Origin of the sequence: Streptomyces sp. NPDC001787, from assembly GCF_040297465.1 — a bacterium.
Taxonomy (GTDB): Bacteria; Actinomycetota; Actinomycetes; order Streptomycetales; family Streptomycetaceae; genus Streptomyces.
Genome location: NZ_JBEOZE010000017.1, coordinates 145,143 through 163,468, shown reverse-complemented (window position 1 = coordinate 163,468; position 18,326 = coordinate 145,143). Strand labels below are relative to the sequence as shown.

The window sequence follows — 18,326 nt, the reverse complement described above, 5'->3', positions numbered from 1 at the left end:
CTCCGAGCCGGTAGCGTCACCGCATGATCGTCATCAGCCGGCTCCGCCCCGACCACGGCCCCGCCCTGCTCGCCTTCGAGAAGCGGAACCGGGCGTACTTCGCCGCTTCGGTACCGGACCGGGGCGACGACTACTTCACGCGCTTCGGGGAAAGGCACGACGAGCTGCTCGCCGAGCAGAGTGCCGGGCTGCATCACTTCCACCTCGTGCAGGACGGCGACGGCGCGGTCCTGGGCCGGGTCAACCTGCTCGATGTCGCGGAGGGGTCCGCCGAACTCGGCTACCGGATCGCCGAGCAGGCGGCCGGCCGGGGGCTGGCGACGTACGCCGTACGGCAGGTCTGCGCGCTGGCCGCCTCCGAGTACGGGCTGACCACTCTGCGGGCGGCCACGACCCTGGACAATCCGGCCTCGCACGCCGTGCTGATCCGTACGGGCTTCGAACCGACGGGAGAGGCCTCGTTCGACGGCCGCCCCGGGCGCCTGTACACCCTCGGCCTGAGCGCCCCGCCCCACTGATCCGTCCGTGCCGCGACGGCGTGCCCGCGCACCCCCGGACGCCGGTGGTGCGCCGTCCCGGCACACCACCGGCGTGTGTCACCTCGTCCGCGGTCAGTTCTCGTCGGTCTCCTCACGGAGGATGGTGTCGTTCTTCGCGTCCACGTCGAAGGTGGTCTTCTTCCAGTCGGTGTCGACCACGTCGACCGACCAGATGACGCCCTTGCCGTCGTTGTCGTCCAGATTGACCGAGGTGACCGTTCCCTTCTTCTTGTCCGTGGCCACCTTGGCGGCCTGCTCGGGCGTCTGCGTCGCCTCGGCGATCCACGTGGCCAGTTTCTGCTTGTCCTCGGCGTCCTGGTCCGTGTCCGCCTTGGCCTCGATCACCTCTCCGGAGACCGCGTCGATACGCACGGTGTGCGCGGTGCCGTCCTTCTCGGCGACCTCCGCGACCCATTCCGGCTTCTCGGATCCGGGGCTGGCACTGCCGCTCGGGCTCTCGGTGCCGCTGGGGCTCGCGCTGGCGTCGGCGGTGCCGCTCGGGCTCGCGGTCCCGCTGGGACTCGCGCTGGCGTCGTTGTCGTCGTCCAGGTCGTCCAGTTCGAGGTCGACCAGGGTGCTTCCTGCCACCTCGCCGACCGCCGTGGTGGCTGCCTTGTCATAGGTGACCTTGGTGGCCTCGATCACCCGCTTCCGCTCTTTCTGGTCCTCGGTCAGCTCTGCCGTGCTCGACGGGCTGCCGTAAGGGCTGCTCGACGGTGTGGTCGTCCGCTGCGGAACGACCTTCGCGGCCTCGGAAGTGGCCGTGGCCGTCGTCTCGTCGCCGCCTGCCCCGCATCCGGTCACCAGCACGGCGGCGGCGACCACGCAGAGGGCTCCTGCGACGCGGAGGTTTCGGGCACGCGGGGAAACACGGGTCATTCGTCGGGGCTCAAGTCTCATATGCGCATGCCTAGCCCTCCCGGCGATCAGTCATGTTGACCGACCTGCCGGAGTCACCCGATCGACCGGCCCTCTCCGCCCGTTGGCCGTCCTCCCGGCCCCGCACACGCCCGCAGCGGTGCGGCGCGCCCCGTACCGGGACGCCGTTCCCTGGGCGGGGCGCGCGCAGGTGGGAAACAATGGACTGGAGGGGCGTCGGCTGCTGTCGCCGCGGCCCGGTCGGGAGGCGGTCATGGAATACCCGGAGAGTTACGAACTGATCTTCCAGTCGTTCGGCGCCGAGGACGATGTGGTCACCGTGCGGCTGACCGCCCGGGACGGGGCCGGCGGGTACCCGGTCTACGAGGACGAGACGGGAATCGTGCGCGCGGAGATCAGTGACCGAGGTGAGGTGCGCATGCTGGCGAGCGGCGGGCATCAGGTTCCCGGTGTGCCGTTGCTGGCCCGGCCGCTGAGTCAGGGAAGCCCTCCCGCCCGCTGATGTCGCACGCCCCGCCGGTGCCGCCGCCCGCCGACCGGTCCCCCGGCCCCACCGCCCCGCTGTTCACATGAGCGGCCGGGCCGACGCCGTCACGCGCCGAGGCCGCGGGGAGACGCGCGGTGATCCGGGCCTCCCGCCGGATCGTCGTTCGCCCGCTCCGGCACGTTCGGGGCAGGCGCGCTTCGCCCGCTTCGGCGACTCGGGCGATCTCGGCCAGCTCATCACCGACACGGGCCCGGACCGCACGTACGGACCGCCGGGCCGCGTCCGGGGCGCCGTCCCGCGGGAGCAACCGGTTCCATGATGCCCGTGGTGCTTCCCCCGGCGGACAACCTCTAGATTGGCCGCGTGACCGAGACCTGGAGCACGACCGACCGTGCCGTCCTCCGCCTTCCCTCCGGGCGGCTCGTACGGGGACGCGGCCTGCGCCGCCCTCGTCCTGACGGACCGGAACCGGAGTTCGGCGTCTATCTGCTGGGCCGCCTGCCGCCACCCGTCGCCTGGGAGTCCCGCTGGCTGCGCTGGCCGGACTTCCGGCTCCCCGCCGACCGCCGGCAGGCGCGGGACCTCCTCGAAGAGGTGTGGCGCCGGGCGGACCACGAGCGGGTCGAGGTCGCGTGTGAGGGCGGCATCGGGCGCACGGGAACGGCGCTGGCGTGCCTGGCGGTCCTGGACGGTGTTCCCCCGGACCGGGCCGTGGCCTTCGTCCGCGGCCGGTACCACCCGCGCGCGGTGGAGACACCGTGGCAGCGTCGATACGTACGGCGCTTCGGGCAGGCCGAGTAGCGCCCGCCACTGTGTGGTTGGATCCGCGGCGGGAACCAACCACCGTCTGTCGGGAGAAAGCACATGGGTTGTCGTGGAGTCCTCTTCGCACTGGAAACCGCGGACGCCGAAAGGCTGTTGGCGGCCGAGGGCGACGCGGCGGCGATGCAGTTCGTCGAAGCGGTCGAAGACGGCTGGGACGTGGCATGGCTGATGGAACTGGACAAGTCCTGGGACGTCCTGCACCGCTGTCTGACGGACGGCGGCCTGACCTTCGACGGAGGTGAGTACCCGCTCTCGCACGCCGTCCTCGGAGGCGCGCTGCTCCACGAAGGCGACGACTACATCATCTCCTACGTCGACGCGGAGCAGGTCCACGACATCGCCCGAGCTCTGGCGCCCCTCGACGAGGAGTGGCTCAGGGAGCGTTTCGCCGCCCTCACGTTCCCCGAGTACCAGGGGAGCGGCGGCGAGGAAGACATCGAGTACGCGCTCGCCTTCCTGCCCGACCTGAGGGACTTCTACCAGGAAGCGGCGCGGGCGGGCCGGGCAGCGATCTTCACCGTCGACCAGTAGCCGAAACCCGGCCCCGGCGGTCTGCCGCGCTCCTCCCTGCCCGCCCCCGTGCGCCCCGTCCGCCTCACCCGCGCGGCGTTCCCACGCCTCGCCGCGTCAGCCGCGGCGTACCGCCCGGAGCACGGCGTCACGGATGACGATCCGGCGGCCGTCGGGGTCCGGTGCCGTACGTTCGGGGGCCGCCGTCTCGATCTCCTCCCACGCGTCGGGGTCGAGCACGGCGGCCATTTCGTCACCCGTCACGAACGTGTCCGCCGCCATCGGCCGGCCCATGGACGTGTCCAGGTCCGCCGGGTGGTGACCCACGACGAGGAGCGTTCCGCCGGGGTTCACCGCGGCAGCGAGCCTGCGGTACAGCGATGCGAGCGAGGGCCTCGGAAGATGCATGAACTGCGCCGACACCAGGTCGAACCGCAGCGGGGCCGGGTCCCAGTCGAGGAAGTCGGCCTGCCGCCACGTGATCCGGCCCGCGATGTCCTCGCCCGCACGGGCCGCCTCCCCCGCGGCGCGCTCCAGCGCGACCGGCGACAGATCGGCGCCGGTGACCCGCCATCCCCGCGAGGCGAGCCAGATCGCGTCGGCGCCTTCGCCGCTGCCCACGTCCAGCGCCGTGCCCGGGGTGAGGCCGCTCGCGTACTTCACCAGGAGGGGGTTGGGGTTCCCGCTCCAGTTGGTGCCCGCGCTGTAGCGGGCGTCCCAGAACTCCTGGGTGAAGAGGTGGTCCGTGTTCCCGGCGTGGTCGTGGTGGCCCGCGTGGTGAAGGTTCATGCCGTCACTGTGCCCGTGTGCCGCCCGGCGGGCGACTTCCCTTGCCGATACGGCAAGCCGCGGGCCCGTTCCCCCAGCGGTTCCGCCCGGCACCCGCTGTCAGCGGCTCACGCGGCGCCTGCGGATCAGTACGAGCGACAGAGCACCGGCGAGGGCCGGTCCGCCCGGGTACGCGGCGCCCGCCGCACCCGCCCGCTCGAAGGTGCCGGGCACCGGAAGCGTGCTCCACCGGGTGACCGGCCAGGCGACCAGGACGGCGCGGCCCACCACGTCCTCGACCGGGACCGTTCCGCCGTGGGGGTCGTCCTGGTGATAGCGGGAATCCTCCGAAGCCTGCCGGTGGTCCCCCATGACCCAGAGCCGGCCGGCCGGCACGGTCACCTTGAACTGGCCGCCGTCGTCGTTGCTGCACGCGGAGTTGCCCGGGAACACATACGGCTCGTCCAGCGGCCTGCCATTGACCTTCAGCGGGCCGTCGCCCGCGCATTCCACGGTGTCCCCGCCGACACCGATCACGCGCTTGATGAGGTTCTTCTCCTCCGCCGACGGCATCACCCCGACGAAACCCAGCACCTTCTGGACCGCGTTGGGCCTGTCGACGGGCACGCCGTCGAGCCAGTGGGCCGGGTCGCGGAAGACGACGACCTCGCCGCGCCCGGGTTCCGATCCGAACCACGGCGTCAGCTTGTCGACCAGTACCCGGTCGCCCTTCTGCAGGGTGTTCTGCATGGATTCCGAAGGAATCGAGAACGCCTGAAGCAGGAACGTCTTGATGAGCAGGGCGAGTACCAGCGCGATCCCGATGAGCAGCGGGAGTTCCACCCAGAACGGCCGCTGTTTCCTCGGCCTCGTCCGCCGTGCCCCCGCCAGCACCATGTCGCCGCTCCCCGCCCCGTGTTCACCGCCCGCCCCGTACCGGGAACGGCCCGTGGGTCACTCTAAGGTGTGATCGGCGCGGGGGCGCACGGCGTGGGACAGCCTTCAGTCGGACGGCGACGGGGGCGGGTCGGGTGTGGTCCCGGTCCTCGGGACCGTGGCGCCCGCTCCGGCGCGTACCGCCTCCACCACGGACTGGTGGAACGTGCGGCTCTCCTCCTCGGAGGGGCACGGCACGGGGCTGCCCGCCAGCGTGAACCAGTCCGAGGAGCCGCTGTACTGCACGGCCACCGCCGCCTGTCCATCGGACCAGGTGGTGTGGACGGTCAGATCACCGCTCAGGATGCCTACCTCTTCGGTGCGGACTCCGCCGGTTCCCGCGAAGACACCGCTGGTCGTCCACGATGCCCAGCTCATGACGTGTCGCCTTTCGGCCAAGGACAGTCGTTCCAGCAGACTGGTTTCCCAGTATGACACCGGCCCACCGAACTCGCACGGGTGTGCGGTCCGGTACTCCCTGTACGGTCCGCTGCCCTGCGGTACGGCACGGCGTGCCTCCGTACGGTCGGTGCGCGCCGACCGTACGGAGGGCTACGAGCGTTGCAGCGAGCCCCGCACGAACGCGGCCTGACCGGCGTGCTGGAGCCCCTCGGCGAGCACGCTGACCAGCCGGACGCCCAGGGTCACCGGAGGTGACCAGCTGTCGTCGACGACCCGGTCGAGCGCGTGACCGTTCAGCCCGCGGATGAAGGCGAGGGTCTGTTCGTGCACGGCGTCGTAGTACCCGAGGAGCGGTTCCGCCGAGGGCACACGCACGGCTGCGACCTCTCCGTCGCTGTGGCCGAATCCGGTCGCCCTGTCCTCGAAGGGCAGGGCGAACCGGGCGGACCACTCCTGGGCGAGCCAGACCTGCTCGGTCCCGGCCGCTTCGGCGATGTGGTCGTCCTGGACCCGGGTGAGGTGCCAGATCAGCCACGCGATCGAGTTCGCGCCGTCGTCGAGCCGCGCGTTGAGATCGTCGGGCGGGAGCCCTTCGGCCGCCGCGTGCACCGCTTCACGGACGCGCTCGAAGGCGTCGTCCAGCAAGCCTGCGATGTTCATACGATCACCATGCCCCGCGCGGCGTGCGGGCGCAGTCCTGGGCACGGTCGGCCGTGGGCCGGGCAGCGGGGACAGACGGGGCAGCGGGGGCTGAGGTCCCGGCCGCGACCCGGGGTCCACAGGCCGCGCAGCCAGTCGGTCAGCGGACGGTTGACGTCGTCGGCCCGTTCCTGCCGGATCCAGGGTCCGAAGCCTTCGAGGATGTGTGCGGCGCTCAGGGCGGGCGGGGTGGTGGGGAAGGCGCTGATCGCGTCGGCCATCCAGGTGGTGGACGCGTCGAGCCCGCCACCGATGAGGAGCGCGGGCCGGGTGAGGGGCGCCCCGCCCCAGGGGACGAGATCCGGCCCCTCCGGGGCCTTCCACCAGGCGATGGACGGCCCCGGGGACCACCGTGGAGGGCCACACCCGCTCCGCGCTCGGCAGTGGGGTCGAAGGGGTAGGGTTCGGCAGGCGTCCTCCTCGGGTGTCCCGGCCGCGCGACGGTGGCGGTGAACGGGGCGGCCCGGCCGGTTGTGCCTCGGCGCCCCCGCCCGAATCAATCGGGGCGGGGGCGGCGGGAGCAAGGATTCTTGCCGGTCCGGCAAATCGCGCGCCGGACCGCCACGCGGCCGGCCGAGCCGCCCAGCGACATGGCGGCGGGCGGCGGGCGGCGGGCGGCGGGCGGCGGGTTCAGACGAGCAGGCGGTGCAGATGTGCGCAGGCCGCCGCTTCGTCGGGGTGGCGGGCGATGACCTCGTACACACCGCGTTCGTACGCCCCGGTCTCCCACGTCCCGTCGTCCGCCCTCCGGAGGAACAGGAAGTCCGGGGGCGTGGGGACCGGTTCGTGCACACCCTCGATGCGGTAGTAACCGTCGGGCACACCCGCAGCGGCGAGCACCGCCCCCAGTTCCCCTCGTTCCACGGGGTGTCAGACGCCCGCGGGCTTGAGGTAGTCGTGCTCCAGCAGCCACTTCACATTCAGCCGCTGCCCCTCCCCCGGGTCCAGGAAGACGGCGTCGAGCTTGATCTGCTGGCCGCCGCCGGGCTGCTCGAACCAGGGAGCGATGCTGCCCTGCCACACCCAGAACGGCTTGGCGACCTTGTAGACGCGGTAGTCGCAGGGCACCGCCGCGTCACGGGTGTTGAGGTTCTGCGGGGGCAGCGCGCGCTCGGCGTAGGCGTCTCCGGCCGGCGCCAGGTAGCCGCCGTACTCGGATCCGAAGCGGTCCAGACGCTGGCCGGGGCGCAGCTTGGCGGGCTCCTTGTCGATCGCGCCGTTGACCTCGCCGAAGCCGTCGTTGGGCGGGTACTTCCAGCTTCCGGTGTCCGCGGGCCCTTCCCAGTACTTCTTCAGGAAGGCCTGGGGCGACAGCGTGCCGGTGCGCTTGTACCCCTTCAGGAGCGGTCCGACAGGGGCCAGGTTCTTGTTGGGCAGCCACTTGGGGCCGAGCCGGGCGTCTCCCTGGAACTCTCCGGTGCAGGGTTCGTGCCGGGCCGATACTGCCGGGGCCCGGTTCTCGGGCTGCGGCGCGGCGCTCGCGGCAGGTGCCGTGATCATGCCGGCGGTGATGCCGAGCGCGGCAAGTACGGTACGCATGCGGTTCATTCAGAAGTCCCCTCGGGCACTGATGATCAATCAGACAGCTGACGAAGGGTAACCGGTCGATCACTTGACGCAGCAGCTCCATGCCGCTTTCCGGCCATGTCGCACAGCACCGCTGCCCGGCCGGGAGTTCCGGCCGGGCAGGGGTGCGAAACGGACCGGCGTCAGCTGACGTTCACGTCGATGCACGCGTAGAAGGCGTTCGCGGTGTCGGCGATGTTCCAGACCGCGAGGACCTTCTGCCTGCCGGTGTGGCTGCCGAAGTTGACCTGATGGGTGACGGTCGCTCCCGGCTGGGCACCGTTGTCGTTGAACTCGGCGATCTTCTGGCCGTTCGCGTAGTACTGCCAGGTGCTGGTGGAGTGCCGCGCGGTGAGCGTCCACTGGAAGGACTGGCTGCGGCTCACCGGGCTGACCTTCCAGCCCTTGGAGTCGTCGTTGAGTTCGGCGAACCTGCTGTTGCCGCCGCTGCAGCTGGTGAGCCCCTTGGGGCCCTCCACGCTCTGCGGCTCGTACTTGATCTCACCGCAGCTGACGGTTCCGGCCGCGCACTGCGCCTGCCTGCTGGGGGGCGAGGAGATGTAGCCGTGGGCACTGGCGGAACTCGTCGGGAGGCTCAGGGCGAGTACCGGAGCGAGTACGGCACCGACGGCGAGGGCGGTCTTCCTTTTCGCGTGCATGCTTCTCCTTCACATGAGACCGTGCCGCGCGGTGGCGGGCCGTGGGGTGGCCCGGCTTCGGCGGTGCGGCCTCGCGAGTGTGGGGCCAAGAGGGCGCGAAGGGCACGGCAAGAACCACTCCGGACGGTTCCGGATCTCAACTGTCCGAAAAAGCCTTGCACTTGGACTAGACCATACTGACGGCCGCCTGCGCGTCAAGGGCGCCGCACGGCGGGGCAGTGGAATTCCGGCCACGCATCAGGGGCTCGCCCGGGGCGGCCGGGGCCGGTGGTGCGGGGTGGACCGGCCGTCGCGTCCGCGATGGGGGGCGACGGGCCGGTTGCCGGCCGGGAGGGGCCGTGCGGGGTCAGCTGCCCGTGACACCGTCCAGGCTCTCCCTGATCAGATCGGCGTGCCCGACGTGACGGGCGTTCTCCGAGATCATGTGGACGTGGACCACGCGCAGTGAGTACGCGGTGCCGAGGTGGACGAAGGTGTCGTCCAGGGACGCGCCGGCGATCGCCTCGTCGGCCAGGTGTATCTCCTCCAGCAGGCGGTCGTAGTCCTCACCGGCCCGGCCGGGGTCCAGGTCCTCGAAGTCCGCGTCCTTGCCCTTGGCGACGTCGTACATCGGGGGGAACGACTGCCCGGCGAACCGCTCGCGGAACCAGGTGCGTTCGACCTTGGCCATGTGCCGGACCAGACCGAGCAGGGTGAGGTTGGACGGCCCCACGGTCCGTTCGGCGAGCTGCTCGCCCGTGAGGCCCGCGCACTTCTTCAGCAGCGAGCCGCGGAAGTTGTCGAGGAAACCGGCCAGCGTCTCGCGCTCACCCGCGACGAGGGAGCCCTCGGTGAGCAGATCGGCGAGTGTCCTGCGCTCACCCGTCGTGCGGGTGCCGGGCGTACGGGATGCTTCGGGCGCGGTCCATGTCATCACGTGATCATGCCCTGGGGGCAGCCGCCCGCGCGAGCCCTATCGGCGGCTCATGCGGTAGTCGTCGCTCCCGTCGGACCAGCTCCCGCTCACGGACGAGCTGATGCTGACGGCGAGTCCGACCACCAGGAAGACCACCAGCAGCGCCCTGCCCGCCCCGCTCATGACCAGCGGCCGGGTGGCGGAGCGCGTGTGCCCGGTCAGTACGGAGAGGTCGTCGTCTCCGAAGAAGCCCTTCGGGTAGGCCGGGGTGAGCATCATCGCGTAGGCGTAGAACCGCGTCTGGTAGCGCAGCACGGCCGCCGTCGCCTCGAACAGCGGCCGTGGCATCCGGCCGAGGACCAGCGTGACCAGCCACCACACGAAGGACAGCGCGAACCAGCCGGTCACGGCCAGACCCTGCACGACCGCCGCCGGAATCATCAGGAACACCCGGAACAGGACAGCGAGCCGGTTGAGGTCGGTGGGCCGCACCTCGATCCGCGCCGGATAGTCCGGCGGCGGTGTCAGCGCGAACGGCGGGTAGCGGTCGATGAGCAGCATCTCGCTCGCGGAGACGCGTACGTGGTAGCCGAGGTATCCGGAGAGGAAGCGGAAGACGGGCTGAGGCAGCCGCCCCAGCACCAGGGCGGCGAACCAGCCCACGACGACGGTGACCACGGCCGCGATGTACAGGAAGACCAGCACGATGAAGTGCGGGACGAGCAGCAGCAGTCGCAGGAGCACGGTCAGCCGGCGCTGGCGCGTCGGTTCGATGATGTCCAGGACGGGCTGGAACTCGCCCGCGTCCCCCGCGGCACGCCCCGGGCTCCACTGGCCTTCGGCCATGTCGCGTCTCCTCGGCAGGTGATCCGTACGGCATCCACGCGTACGACATCACCCCACGCTCCGGCCGGGGCGACGGGCCCGCAATCGGCCACGGGCCGATCGGGTGCCGCCGCTCCGCCCGGTCGGCGCGGCGCGGACACGGGGCGGGGCGGGCGGAGAGATGAGGGCGGGCGAGGGGCGTCCGGGACCCCTCATCAATTGGCTATGTTGACATACCTATACCCCCATACCTAAAGTGCTGCCATGCTTCCCGACCCCTCCGGCCCGGCCGGCCCCACCCCCACCGAGGTCGCCTCGGCCCTCACCGCCGTACTGCCGGTGCTCCTGCGGGCGGCGGACCGCCGGGTCGAGCGGGAATACACCCACCCCAAGCCGTCGGAGGGCCAGCTCGCCCTGCTGCGACTGGTGACGGAGCAGGACGGCATCACCGTCGGGCAGGCGGCCGAGACCCTGCTCATGAAGCCGAACAACGTGAGCGCGATGGTGTCCCAGCTGATCGGCGAAGGTCTCCTGGAGCGGAAGCAGGACCCCGCCGACCGGCGGGTGGCCCATCTGCACACCACCGAGCGGGCCCGCGAACACAGCACCGCCGTGGACGCGCTGTTCAGCGCCTGCGTCGAGGAAGGGCTCCGGTCCCTGGGGCACGACGAGGTCGCCGCCATCGCCCGCGCCCTGCCCGCTCTCTCCGCACTCGCGCGGGAGGTCCGCTCCGCCGCGGGCTGACGCACCCCGCCCGCACCCCGGCCCTTCCCGCCGCTCCACTCCCGTACATCCGAAAGGCGCTTCCCCATGTCCTCCCCCTCCGCGGGCGATCTCGTCATGCCCGCGCACGCTCCCCCGACCGCCGGAACGCCGATACCCGGACCGCCCCGGGGAACGGCCGGACGCCGGGCCAACCCCTGGCTCACCCTGACCGCCGTGGCCTTCGGCCTGTTCATGGTGGGCCTCGACGGAAGCGTCGTCGCCATCGCCAACCCGGCGATCGGCCGGGACCTGGGAGCCACGACCTCCCAGCTCCAGTGGGTGACCAACTCCTATCTCCTCGCGCTCGCCGCGGCACTGATCCTCGGCGGCAAGCTCGGTGACCGCTTCGGACGCCGTACGTACTTCCTCGCCGGGGTGGCCGGGTTCACCCTGGCCTCGGTCGCCATCGGGCTGGCCGGATCCATCGAGGGCGTCATCGCCTTCCGCGCCGCCCAGGGCTTCTTCGGCGCCCTGCTGATGCCCAACACCCTGGGTCTGCTGCGCGCCGTGTTCCCGCCGGGGAAGTTCGGTATGGCCGTCGGCATCTGGGCGATGGTCTCGTCCGTGTCCACCGCGCTCGGCCCCATCGTCGGCGGCCTCCTCGTCGAGCACGCCACCTGGGAGACGGTCTTCTACATCAACGCGCCCATCGGCGCGATCGCGGTCGCGTACGGCGCCTTCGTCCTCCCGCAGAGCCGGAACTCCACCGGACACCACCGCTTCGACATCACCGGCGTCGTCCTGCTGGCGCTCGGTCTGCTCGTGGTCGTCTTCGGCGTCGTCAAGGGCGAGACCTGGGGGTGGGCCTCCGGCAGGACCGTGGGCACGCTGGCCGCCGGACTGCTCGTCCTCGCCGTCTTCGGGTGGTTCGAGAACCGCACCGAGCATCCTCTGCTTCCGCTGCGGCTGTTCCGCGACCGCTCGCTGACCATCGGCACGGTCATCACCGCGGTGAACTTCTTCGTGCTGCTCGGCGCGATCTTCTTCATCATGCTGTACCTCCAGAACGTCCGGGGCTACAGCCCCGTCGAGGCCGGCGTCCGTACGCTGCCGCTGAGCCTCGCCTCCGTGGCCGCCTCCCCGCTGGGCGCGGCGCTCACCGAGAGGTTCGGCGCGCGGCTGTCGATGTCGCTGGGCATGCTGCTCCAGGCCGCCGCCTCATTCGGGCTGCTGAGCCTGGGCACCGATTCGCCGTACGTCACGATGTGGCCGTCCTTCGTCGCCCTCGGCCTCGGGGTGGGCATGGTCATGGCCGCCTCCTCCGACGCGATCGTCGGCAGCGCGCCGGTCCGTGACGCCGGGGTGGCGGGCGGACTTCAGGCCACCTCGCTCCAGGTCGGCGGAGCGCTGGGCACCTCCGTGCTCATCTCCCTGATCAGCAGCCGGGTGGGCGCCACCCTGACGGGCGAGCTGACCTCCGCCGGGGTTCCGGCGCCGGTGGCCGAGGGCCTGGGCGAGGCCCGGGACGCGGTGTCGATGGGGGTGGCGCCGGTCTCCCGGGACATGCCCGACCCACTGGCGGCCGCGGTGACCGAGGGGAGCGGGCAGGCGTTCATGAACGGGGTGCACACCGCGGTGACCGTGACCGGTGTGCTGTGCCTGCTCGGAGCCGCCCTCGCGGTGGTCGGGCTGCGCGGTACACGAAAGCCGTCCCCCGCTCACGACTGAGGGCGCGTGCACCGGGAGGGCCCCGGCCGCCGGTCCGCCGACCGGCGGCCGGGGCCCTTCCCTGGCGGCGGACTCTCGTTCCGGTTGTGCCGGATCTCCTCGGCGACCATGGTCTTCGTGCGCTTCCCGACGGCATGCGCGGGTCTCTCCTCGCGGCTCGGCGACATGGGGGGCGTGCGGGGCTGAGCACAAGCCTTGAACCAGTGGGAGCGCTCCCATCATGGAGACGAGGGGAAAGGCAGTCAAGAGAGTTGAAGAGTCGAATAAATTCGATAGCGACAGATCAGAACGTGTCTGTTGACCGACACCTCATGACGCTCTAACGTCATGCCCCATCAGTGGGAGCGGTTCCACCAGTCGATGTGTCGTAGGGGACACGTCCGAACTGCAAGGAGTCGCTCATGCGACATCCCCCGCACCCGACCGCACGTACGGCGCCTCTTCGCGCTGCCCTTCGGGGCAGCGCCCACCACGGCCGGTCCTGCCACCGCGCCCGCGGTCTCCACCTCCGGTTCCCGCCCTGCCCGCACGGTGGACCGCACCTCCGCCGGCTTCGTCCGCGTACAGGGCGTACAGGTCCGTGGCATCTTCGACGGCCCTGTCGTCCCGGGCGAGGCCGGCGAGAACACCCGCTCCCACGGCTTCACCGACCGGGTCGTGCGGTGCTCCGACGACCGCGGACCCGCCCCTCCCGGATCGGCCCGGAACGCCCGGGACGACGTCCCGGGACCGTCCTTGACCAGTGACGACGAAGGAACCCCCACCCCGTACGGAATCGGGCCGCGCGATCGCCCGCGCGCCCTCGACAGCTGAGGAAACGGAATTCGTATGAGCCGCACGAGCCGCACCGCACTGCGCCGATCACGTACGTCCCTCATCGCCGCGGCGGCCCTGGTAGCCGCTGCGGCGGGCACCGCCGGAGCCACGCCCTTCGGGGCCTCCGCCGCGGCGCCCGGTTGCACCGTCGACTACACGATCCAGAACCAGTGGAACGGCGGGTTCACCAGCTCCGTCAGCGTCACCAACACCGGCGAGGCGCTCTCCGGCTGGCAGTTGGAGTGGACGTTCGCCGGTGGCGAGCAGGTCACGCAGGGCTGGAACGCCGCCGTCTCGCAGAGCGGCACGGCAGTCACCGCGAAGAACGTCCCGTACAACGGCGCCCTCGCCTCCGGCGCCTCGGCCACCTTCGGGTTCAACGCGACGGCCGGCGGCAGCAGCGCCGTCCCCGCGGCGTTCAAGCTGAACGGGGTGACGTGCGACGCCGACCCCACGGGCCCGGTCGATCCCACCGATCCCACCTCCCGCGCCGACAACCCGTACGCGGGCGCCCGGGTCTATGTGAACCCGGAGTGGGCGGCGAAGGCGTCCGCCGAGCCCGGCGGCGACCGGATCGCCGACGAGCCCACCGGGGTCTGGCTCGACCGGACGGCCGCCATCGAGGGCGTCGACGGCGGGATGGGACTGCGCGACCACCTGGACGAGGCCCTGGCGCAGAAGGGCGACGGCGAACTCGTCGTCCAGCTCGTCATCTACAACCTGCCCGGCCGGGACTGCGCGGCGCTGGCCTCCAACGGCGAGCTCGGACCGAACGATCTGGGCCGGTACAGGACGGAGTACATCGACCCGATAGCGGCGATCCTCGGCGACGCGAAGTACGCGGGGCTGCGCATCGTCACCACGGTCGAGATCGACTCCCTGCCGAACCTGGTCACCAACACCGGCAGCCGCCCGACCGCCACCCCCGCCTGCGACACGATGAAGGCCAACGGGAACTACGTGAAGGGCGTCGGCTACGCCCTGAACAAGCTGGGTGACGTGCCCAACGTCTACAACTACATCGACGCCGGGCACCACGGCTGGATCGGCTGGGACGACAACTTCGCCCCGTCGGCCGACACCTTCAAACAGGCGGCGACCGCCGAGGGCGCCACGGTCGGCGACGTGCACGGCTTCATCACCAACACGGCCAACTACAGCGCGCTCAAGGAGGAGAACTTCGCCATCGGCGACTCCGTCAACGGAACCTCCGTACGCCAGTCGAAGTGGGTCGACTGGAACCGCTACACCGACGAACTGTCCTTCGCCCAGGCCTTCCGCACCAAGCTCGTCTCGGTCGGCTTCGACTCGGGCATCGGGATGCTGATCGACACCTCCCGCAACGGCTGGGGCGGCACGGCGCGGCCCACCGGGCCCGGCGCGACCACCAGCGTGGACACGTACGTCGACGGCGGTCGCTACGACCGGCGCATCCACATGGGCAACTGGTGCAACCAGTCCGGAGCGGGCCTCGGTGAGCGGCCCCAGGCGGCGCCCGAAGCGGGAATCGACGCCTACGTCTGGATGAAGCCGCCGGGCGAGTCCGACGGCTCCAGCAAGGAGATCCCGAACGAGGAGGGCAAGGGCTTCGACCGGATGTGCGACCCCACGTATCCGGGCAACGTCCGCAACGGCAACAACATGTCCGGCGCGCTGCCGAACGCCCCGATCTCCGGACAGTGGTTCTCCGCCCAGTTCCAGGAGCTCATGAAGAACGCCCACCCGGCGCTCCAGGCGCGGTGACCCGCAGGGTTCGCTGACCGGCGGTGTCCGCCCCGGAGTGTGGCGTGACGGGGCGGACACCGCCGGGAGGAGCGGGGGGGCCTGTCGGCGGTGTCCGCGCCGCGGCCCGGGCGAGCGCCGCCCGGCTCCGACCGGCTCACGCCCCCTTCTCCTCCGGTGACACGCCCTGCGCCCGGATGGCCGGATCACGCCTGCGACGATTGCCGGATGAACTCACAGAACAAGGAAGACCTGCTGGCCGAAGCCGTGCGGCTGCGCACGGAAGGGCGTCCCGAGGAGGCCCGGACGCGCCTGCTCTCCCTCACGGCCGGATTCCCGGACGACGCCGAGGTGGCCTACCAGACCGCGTGGGTCCACGACACACTCGGCCTGGAGGCCGAGGCGGTGCCGTACTACGAGCGGTGCCTGCGCGGCACCGACCTCACGCGGGAGGACCGTCGCGGCGCGCTGCTCGGTCTCGGCAGCACCTACCGGGTGCTGGGCAGATACGGACAGGCGGTGGAGACGCTGCGCCGGGGCGTGTCGGAGTTCCCGGAGGACGGCGCGCTCAGGACCTTTCTCGCGATGGCCCTGTTCAACACCGATGAGCACCACGAGGCGATGCGGATCCTGCTGGAGCTGGTCGCCGCGACCAGTGACGACGAGTCCGTACGCCGCTACCGGCGGGCCATCGGGACGTACGCGAAGGATCTCCGCGAGACCGTGTGACCGCGAGCCCGCGTACGTCCGGGCGCATGGGGAAGCCCCGGCCGGATCGGGGGAATCCAGCCGGGGCGGCTTGTGCGCGGGTCGAGGGGCGGTCGCCTCCCGGCGGAGGGCTCCACGGGGCTCCGGCCGGACGGCCTTCCCCGAGAGCTACGGCTGACGCCCGGGGACACGGTCCCCTCACTCCCACTTATAGATGAACGATAAACCATCTGGCGGCGTTCCCGGGAATCCGCAACCCCCGGTGTGATCCGGAGCACCGATGCCCCGGAGTCCGTCAGCTTCCGGCCCGCGCGGCGGTGCCGTAGCGGCGGTGGAACCGCTCGACCCGGCCGGCCGTGTCCAGCACCTGGCGTTCGCCTGTGTAGAACGGATGGCTCGCGGACGAGGTCTCCACGTCGATGACCGGGTAGACGTTGCCGTCCTCCCACTCCACCCGACGCTCGGCGTCGGCGGTCGAACGGGTCAGGAAGGCCACTCCGGCAGCGCGGTCGCGGAAGACCACGGGACGGGAGACGGGGTGAATACGGGACTTCATGGGGTTTCCCTCCTCACCGCGGAAGGCGGTGGTGTACGGACGGACGTGGGCCTCGCGCGCTCAGCGAACCTCACGGAACAGCACGTGCCGCCCCGCGACCGGATCGAACTTGCGCAGCTCCAGACGGTCCGGATCGTTGCGGCGGCTCTTGCGCGTCACATAGCCGTGACCGGTTCCGGCGGTCGAACGGAGTGTGACGACGGGCCTGGCCTCACTGCGTGCCACGGGCACCTCCCGACGTGTACGGCGACCCCGCCCCCTTTTCGGGAATGGGTATCGTTTTCGTTCTGGTGGAGTAACGCGAGCACCCGCGCCCGCATTCCCGCACGTGGCCACCCGGCATCCCGCACGCGCCGGCCGCACAGCGGGCACCACGGATCGCATATGCCCCGGACGCCCGTTCACGCACCGCGCGGGGACCGTCTGCGCGGGCGTGCGACGAGGTGGTGCACGCCGGGCGACTTGCGTCAACATCCCGACGGAGGAAAGGGTGTTCGGCGAGCCACCGCTCCACACGGCCCATGTCATATGCCAGGCGCAACAACGTATCGAGTGTTGCCAAATCCCTTACGGGCTCCCGCCGCCTGTGCAACAGTCGTCTTCGGTCCACCCTTCAGAACCGGCCGCGCCGCGCCTGTATCGGAGTTCGAGATGCCGTCCCCTCTCTTCGCGGACCGCCCCGCAGCACAGTCGCGCGAACACGATGCCGTCGACGCGTTGATCGACCGGACCCGCCGGCTGCGTGGGGACGTGGACGCCGTGCGGCGGGACTCCGCGGTGATCGGCGAGGACGATCCCCAGCTGCGCTGGCAGCGTGCCCTGTGCGATCTCGCGGTCATCCACCTCGACGATCTCGACGAGCGTCTGGGACAGCTGAGAGCCGGCCCGTCGGCGCGGAGCATCGACGGCGCCGCGCCCGAGCCGGGCGGCCCAGGGCCCGGAGCGCCGGCCGCGCCGCGGCCGGGATCACTCGTGGGCAGGGTCGGCAGCGCCGAATGGAACCTCCTCACCGACGAGGTCAGCTGGTCCGAGGAGCTGTACCGGATCTTCGGCAGGGAGCCCGGAGCGGGACCGCTGTCGCTCGACGAACTGCCCTCCGTGCTCCCCCCCGAGGACCAGCCGCTGCTGACCGCGATGGTGACGGACTGCCTCGTCGACGGAAGGCCGATAGACGGAGAGTTCCGCGTAGTGCGGCCGGACGGCAGGACCCGGACCCTGCACATGACGGGCGAACCCGTCCTGGACCCCGAGGGCTGCACCGCCTCCATGTGGGCGGTACTGCGCGACGTCAGTGAGCTGCGCCGCGGTGAGCGGACGGTCGGCCGGACCCGCGACTCGGCCCGCCGGAGCGAGCACATCGTCCGCACCGAACACCGGATGGCGGTCGAACTGCAGGAGGCGGTGCTGCCCCCGTGGCGCGGATCCTTACGCCTCCCCCAGCAGGGACCGGGCGCACTGGACATCGCGGCCCACTATCTGCCGTCGGAGTCGAGCGGCCTCATCGGCGGCGACTGGTACGACGCGATGGAGCTGCCCGACGGCAGGACCCTGCTGACCGTCGGCGATCTGACCGGCCACGGCATCCCGGCCACCTCCGCCATGGCGATGATGCTCGGCGCCCTGCGGGGCATGGCGGTGGCCGGTATCGATCCGGGAGCCCTGATGGGCCATCTCAACCAGTTGCTCGAATCGTCGATGCAGCCCTCGCTGGGCAGCGCGCTGTGCTGCCGGTTCGACCGCACGACCGGCATCCTCAGCTGGGCACAGGCGGGGCACCCCGCACCGCTGCTGTTCCGCGGCGGAACGGGGCGTCCGCTGCCCCCGCCGGACGGGGTGCTGCTCGGAGCGGCGTCCGGGGTCACCTACGAGCAGGAGGAAGTGCGCCTGCTGCCCGGCGACGTGCTCGTTCTGCACACCGACGGACTGACCCGGCGCAGCGACCGGAGTACGGGTCCGGAAGCGCTGCTCGGCCTCGCGCCGCGGTTCGCACGGACCCGCACGGCACAGGAATGCGTACGGACCGTCGTCGAGGAGTTCGGCGGGACCGAGCGCCTGGACGACGCGTGTGTGCTGATTGCCCGCATCGGGGCATGACGGAGCG

At 71.3% G+C, this 18,326-nt stretch carries 23 protein-coding genes; 10 read left to right on the top strand and 13 right to left on the bottom strand.

Going from position 1 to position 18,326, the window contains the following annotated elements; all coding sequences use genetic code 11:
• Positions 1-23: 23 nt before the first annotated feature.
• Positions 24-518: a GNAT family N-acetyltransferase gene (locus tag ABT170_RS23425; protein ID WP_329945035.1), complete on the top strand. Its 495-nt coding sequence runs from the start codon at positions 24-26 to the stop codon at positions 516-518.
• A 93-nt stretch (positions 519-611) separates the two neighbouring features.
• On the opposite strand, the gene ABT170_RS23420 is transcribed toward ABT170_RS23425, so the two are convergent.
• Entirely contained in the window at positions 612-1,418 is an 807-nt protein-coding gene (locus ABT170_RS23420; RefSeq protein ID WP_329945036.1) for a PepSY domain-containing protein, read from the bottom strand.
• Between the two features lie 253 nt (positions 1,419-1,671).
• Between ABT170_RS23420 and ABT170_RS23415 the strand changes: the two genes are divergently transcribed.
• The 3 genes from ABT170_RS23415 (at position 1,672) to ABT170_RS23405 (ending at position 3,261) form a co-directional block, all read left to right on the top strand.
• Positions 1,672-1,920 carry a DUF6296 family protein gene (locus ABT170_RS23415; RefSeq protein WP_329945037.1) on the top strand — a complete coding sequence of 83 codons (249 nt, stop codon included), beginning with the start codon at positions 1,672-1,674 and terminating at the stop codon, positions 1,918-1,920.
• 348 nt (positions 1,921-2,268) lie between these two features.
• Complete coding sequence (locus ABT170_RS23410) at positions 2,269-2,706, top strand: protein-tyrosine phosphatase family protein (protein ID WP_329945038.1); 438 nt, start codon at positions 2,269-2,271, stop codon at positions 2,704-2,706.
• 63 nt (positions 2,707-2,769) lie between these two features.
• Positions 2,770-3,261 (top strand): YfbM family protein, encoded by a 492-nt coding sequence (locus tag ABT170_RS23405; protein WP_351870384.1) that lies wholly within the window; start codon positions 2,770-2,772, stop codon positions 3,259-3,261.
• Positions 3,262-3,357: 96 nt separating this feature from the next.
• Here ABT170_RS23405 and ABT170_RS23400 read toward each other — a convergent pair whose 3' ends face one another.
• The 10 genes from ABT170_RS23400 to ABT170_RS23355 all read right to left on the bottom strand — a co-directional run bounded on the left by ABT170_RS23400 (position 3,358) and on the right by ABT170_RS23355 (position 10,011).
• The gene (locus ABT170_RS23400) at positions 3,358-4,029 is read right to left on the bottom strand and encodes a class I SAM-dependent methyltransferase (RefSeq protein ID WP_351870381.1); all 672 of its coding nucleotides are present in this window, start codon (positions 4,027-4,029) and stop codon (positions 3,358-3,360) included.
• Between the two features lie 99 nt (positions 4,030-4,128).
• Positions 4,129-4,905 carry a signal peptidase I gene (gene lepB / locus ABT170_RS23395; protein ID WP_351870378.1) on the bottom strand — a complete coding sequence of 259 codons (777 nt, stop codon included), beginning with the start codon at positions 4,903-4,905 and terminating at the stop codon, positions 4,129-4,131.
• Between the two features lie 105 nt (positions 4,906-5,010).
• Positions 5,011-5,322 (bottom strand): hypothetical protein, encoded by a 312-nt coding sequence (locus tag ABT170_RS23390; RefSeq protein ID WP_329945041.1) that lies wholly within the window; start codon positions 5,320-5,322, stop codon positions 5,011-5,013.
• A gap of 174 nt (positions 5,323-5,496) precedes the next feature.
• Positions 5,497-6,006, bottom strand: coding sequence for a mycothiol transferase (locus ABT170_RS23385; protein WP_351870375.1), 510 nt, complete (start codon positions 6,004-6,006; stop codon positions 5,497-5,499).
• A complete protein-coding gene (locus ABT170_RS40620) occupies positions 6,003-6,266 on the bottom strand; it encodes a hypothetical protein (RefSeq protein ID WP_502970559.1) in 264 nt (87 codons plus the stop codon). The genes ABT170_RS23385 and ABT170_RS40620 overlap by 4 nt, the downstream gene beginning before the upstream one ends.
• Before the next feature lie 409 nt (positions 6,267-6,675).
• A complete protein-coding gene (locus ABT170_RS23375; protein ID WP_351870373.1) occupies positions 6,676-6,909 on the bottom strand; it encodes a hypothetical protein in 234 nt (77 codons plus the stop codon).
• Between the two features lie 6 nt (positions 6,910-6,915).
• Positions 6,916-7,593: a TNT domain-containing protein gene (locus ABT170_RS23370; protein WP_266928679.1), complete on the bottom strand. Its 678-nt coding sequence runs from the start codon at positions 7,591-7,593 to the stop codon at positions 6,916-6,918.
• A gap of 161 nt (positions 7,594-7,754) precedes the next feature.
• Positions 7,755-8,270 (bottom strand): lytic polysaccharide monooxygenase auxiliary activity family 9 protein, encoded by a 516-nt coding sequence (locus ABT170_RS23365; protein WP_329945043.1) that lies wholly within the window; start codon positions 8,268-8,270, stop codon positions 7,755-7,757.
• Between the two features lie 346 nt (positions 8,271-8,616).
• Positions 8,617-9,183, bottom strand: a complete 567-nt coding sequence (locus ABT170_RS23360; protein WP_351870369.1) for a DinB family protein — start codon at positions 9,181-9,183, stop codon at positions 8,617-8,619.
• 39 nt (positions 9,184-9,222) lie between these two features.
• Positions 9,223-10,011 carry a DUF4389 domain-containing protein gene (locus ABT170_RS23355; RefSeq protein WP_351870366.1) on the bottom strand — a complete coding sequence of 263 codons (789 nt, stop codon included), beginning with the start codon at positions 10,009-10,011 and terminating at the stop codon, positions 9,223-9,225.
• Between the two features lie 243 nt (positions 10,012-10,254).
• On the opposite strand from ABT170_RS23355, the gene ABT170_RS23350 reads away from it, so the two are divergent.
• The 5 genes from ABT170_RS23350 to ABT170_RS23330 all read left to right on the top strand — a co-directional run bounded on the left by ABT170_RS23350 (position 10,255) and on the right by ABT170_RS23330 (position 15,690).
• Positions 10,255-10,734 carry a MarR family winged helix-turn-helix transcriptional regulator gene (locus tag ABT170_RS23350; protein ID WP_329945046.1) on the top strand — a complete coding sequence of 160 codons (480 nt, stop codon included), beginning with the start codon at positions 10,255-10,257 and terminating at the stop codon, positions 10,732-10,734.
• Between the two features lie 96 nt (positions 10,735-10,830).
• Positions 10,831-12,423: an MFS transporter gene (locus tag ABT170_RS23345; protein ID WP_443034349.1), complete on the top strand. Its 1,593-nt coding sequence runs from the start codon at positions 10,831-10,833 to the stop codon at positions 12,421-12,423.
• Positions 12,424-12,954: 531 nt separating this feature from the next.
• Complete coding sequence (locus tag ABT170_RS23340; protein ID WP_351870362.1) at positions 12,955-13,236, top strand: hypothetical protein; 282 nt, start codon at positions 12,955-12,957, stop codon at positions 13,234-13,236.
• A gap of 15 nt (positions 13,237-13,251) precedes the next feature.
• Positions 13,252-14,982 carry a glycoside hydrolase family 6 protein gene (locus ABT170_RS23335; protein WP_351870359.1) on the top strand — a complete coding sequence of 577 codons (1,731 nt, stop codon included), beginning with the start codon at positions 13,252-13,254 and terminating at the stop codon, positions 14,980-14,982.
• A gap of 207 nt (positions 14,983-15,189) precedes the next feature.
• The gene (locus ABT170_RS23330) at positions 15,190-15,690 is read left to right on the top strand and encodes a tetratricopeptide repeat protein (RefSeq protein WP_329945050.1); all 501 of its coding nucleotides are present in this window, start codon (positions 15,190-15,192) and stop codon (positions 15,688-15,690) included.
• 274 nt (positions 15,691-15,964) lie between these two features.
• Here the strand turns inward: ABT170_RS23330 and ABT170_RS23325 are convergent, their stop codons facing one another.
• Complete coding sequence (locus ABT170_RS23325; protein WP_329945051.1) at positions 15,965-16,225, bottom strand: type B 50S ribosomal protein L31; 261 nt, start codon at positions 16,223-16,225, stop codon at positions 15,965-15,967.
• 60 nt (positions 16,226-16,285) lie between these two features.
• Complete coding sequence (gene rpmG / locus ABT170_RS23320) at positions 16,286-16,450, bottom strand: 50S ribosomal protein L33 (protein WP_329945052.1); 165 nt, start codon at positions 16,448-16,450, stop codon at positions 16,286-16,288.
• A gap of 426 nt (positions 16,451-16,876) precedes the next feature.
• Here rpmG and ABT170_RS23315 point away from each other — a divergent pair, with 426 nt between their 5' ends.
• Entirely contained in the window at positions 16,877-18,319 is a 1,443-nt protein-coding gene (locus ABT170_RS23315; RefSeq protein ID WP_329945053.1) for a PP2C family protein-serine/threonine phosphatase, read from the top strand.
• Positions 18,320-18,326 lie beyond the last annotated feature (7 nt).

Coding starts and splice junctions, on each gene's coding strand:
- ABT170_RS23425 (WP_329945035.1), top strand. CDS start 24: ATGATCGTCATCAGCCGGCTCCGCCCCGACCACGGCCCCGCCCTGCTC.
- ABT170_RS23420 (WP_329945036.1), bottom strand. CDS start 1,418: ATGACCCGTGTTTCCCCGCGTGCCCGAAACCTCCGCGTCGCAGGAGCC.
- ABT170_RS23415 (WP_329945037.1), top strand. CDS start 1,672: ATGGAATACCCGGAGAGTTACGAACTGATCTTCCAGTCGTTCGGCGCC.
- ABT170_RS23405 (WP_351870384.1), top strand. CDS start 2,770: ATGGGTTGTCGTGGAGTCCTCTTCGCACTGGAAACCGCGGACGCCGAA.
- ABT170_RS23400 (WP_351870381.1), bottom strand. CDS start 4,029: ATGAACCTTCACCACGCGGGCCACCACGACCACGCCGGGAACACGGAC.
- lepB (WP_351870378.1), bottom strand. CDS start 4,905: ATGGTGCTGGCGGGGGCACGGCGGACGAGGCCGAGGAAACAGCGGCCG.
- ABT170_RS23390 (WP_329945041.1), bottom strand. CDS start 5,322: ATGAGCTGGGCATCGTGGACGACCAGCGGTGTCTTCGCGGGAACCGGC.
- ABT170_RS23385 (WP_351870375.1), bottom strand. CDS start 6,006: ATGAACATCGCAGGCTTGCTGGACGACGCCTTCGAGCGCGTCCGTGAA.
- ABT170_RS40620 (WP_502970559.1), bottom strand. CDS start 6,266: ATGGCCGACGCGATCAGCGCCTTCCCCACCACCCCGCCCGCCCTGAGC.
- ABT170_RS23370 (WP_266928679.1), bottom strand. CDS start 7,593: ATGAACCGCATGCGTACCGTACTTGCCGCGCTCGGCATCACCGCCGGC.
- ABT170_RS23365 (WP_329945043.1), bottom strand. CDS start 8,270: ATGCACGCGAAAAGGAAGACCGCCCTCGCCGTCGGTGCCGTACTCGCT.
- ABT170_RS23360 (WP_351870369.1), bottom strand. CDS start 9,183: ATGACATGGACCGCGCCCGAAGCATCCCGTACGCCCGGCACCCGCACG.
- ABT170_RS23355 (WP_351870366.1), bottom strand. CDS start 10,011: ATGGCCGAAGGCCAGTGGAGCCCGGGGCGTGCCGCGGGGGACGCGGGC.
- ABT170_RS23350 (WP_329945046.1), top strand. CDS start 10,255: ATGCTTCCCGACCCCTCCGGCCCGGCCGGCCCCACCCCCACCGAGGTC.
- ABT170_RS23345 (WP_443034349.1), top strand. CDS start 10,831: ATGCCCGCGCACGCTCCCCCGACCGCCGGAACGCCGATACCCGGACCG.
- ABT170_RS23335 (WP_351870359.1), top strand. CDS start 13,252: ATGAGCCGCACGAGCCGCACCGCACTGCGCCGATCACGTACGTCCCTC.
- ABT170_RS23330 (WP_329945050.1), top strand. CDS start 15,190: ATGAACTCACAGAACAAGGAAGACCTGCTGGCCGAAGCCGTGCGGCTG.
- ABT170_RS23325 (WP_329945051.1), bottom strand. CDS start 16,225: ATGAAGTCCCGTATTCACCCCGTCTCCCGTCCCGTGGTCTTCCGCGAC.
- ABT170_RS23315 (WP_329945053.1), top strand. CDS start 16,877: ATGCCGTCCCCTCTCTTCGCGGACCGCCCCGCAGCACAGTCGCGCGAA.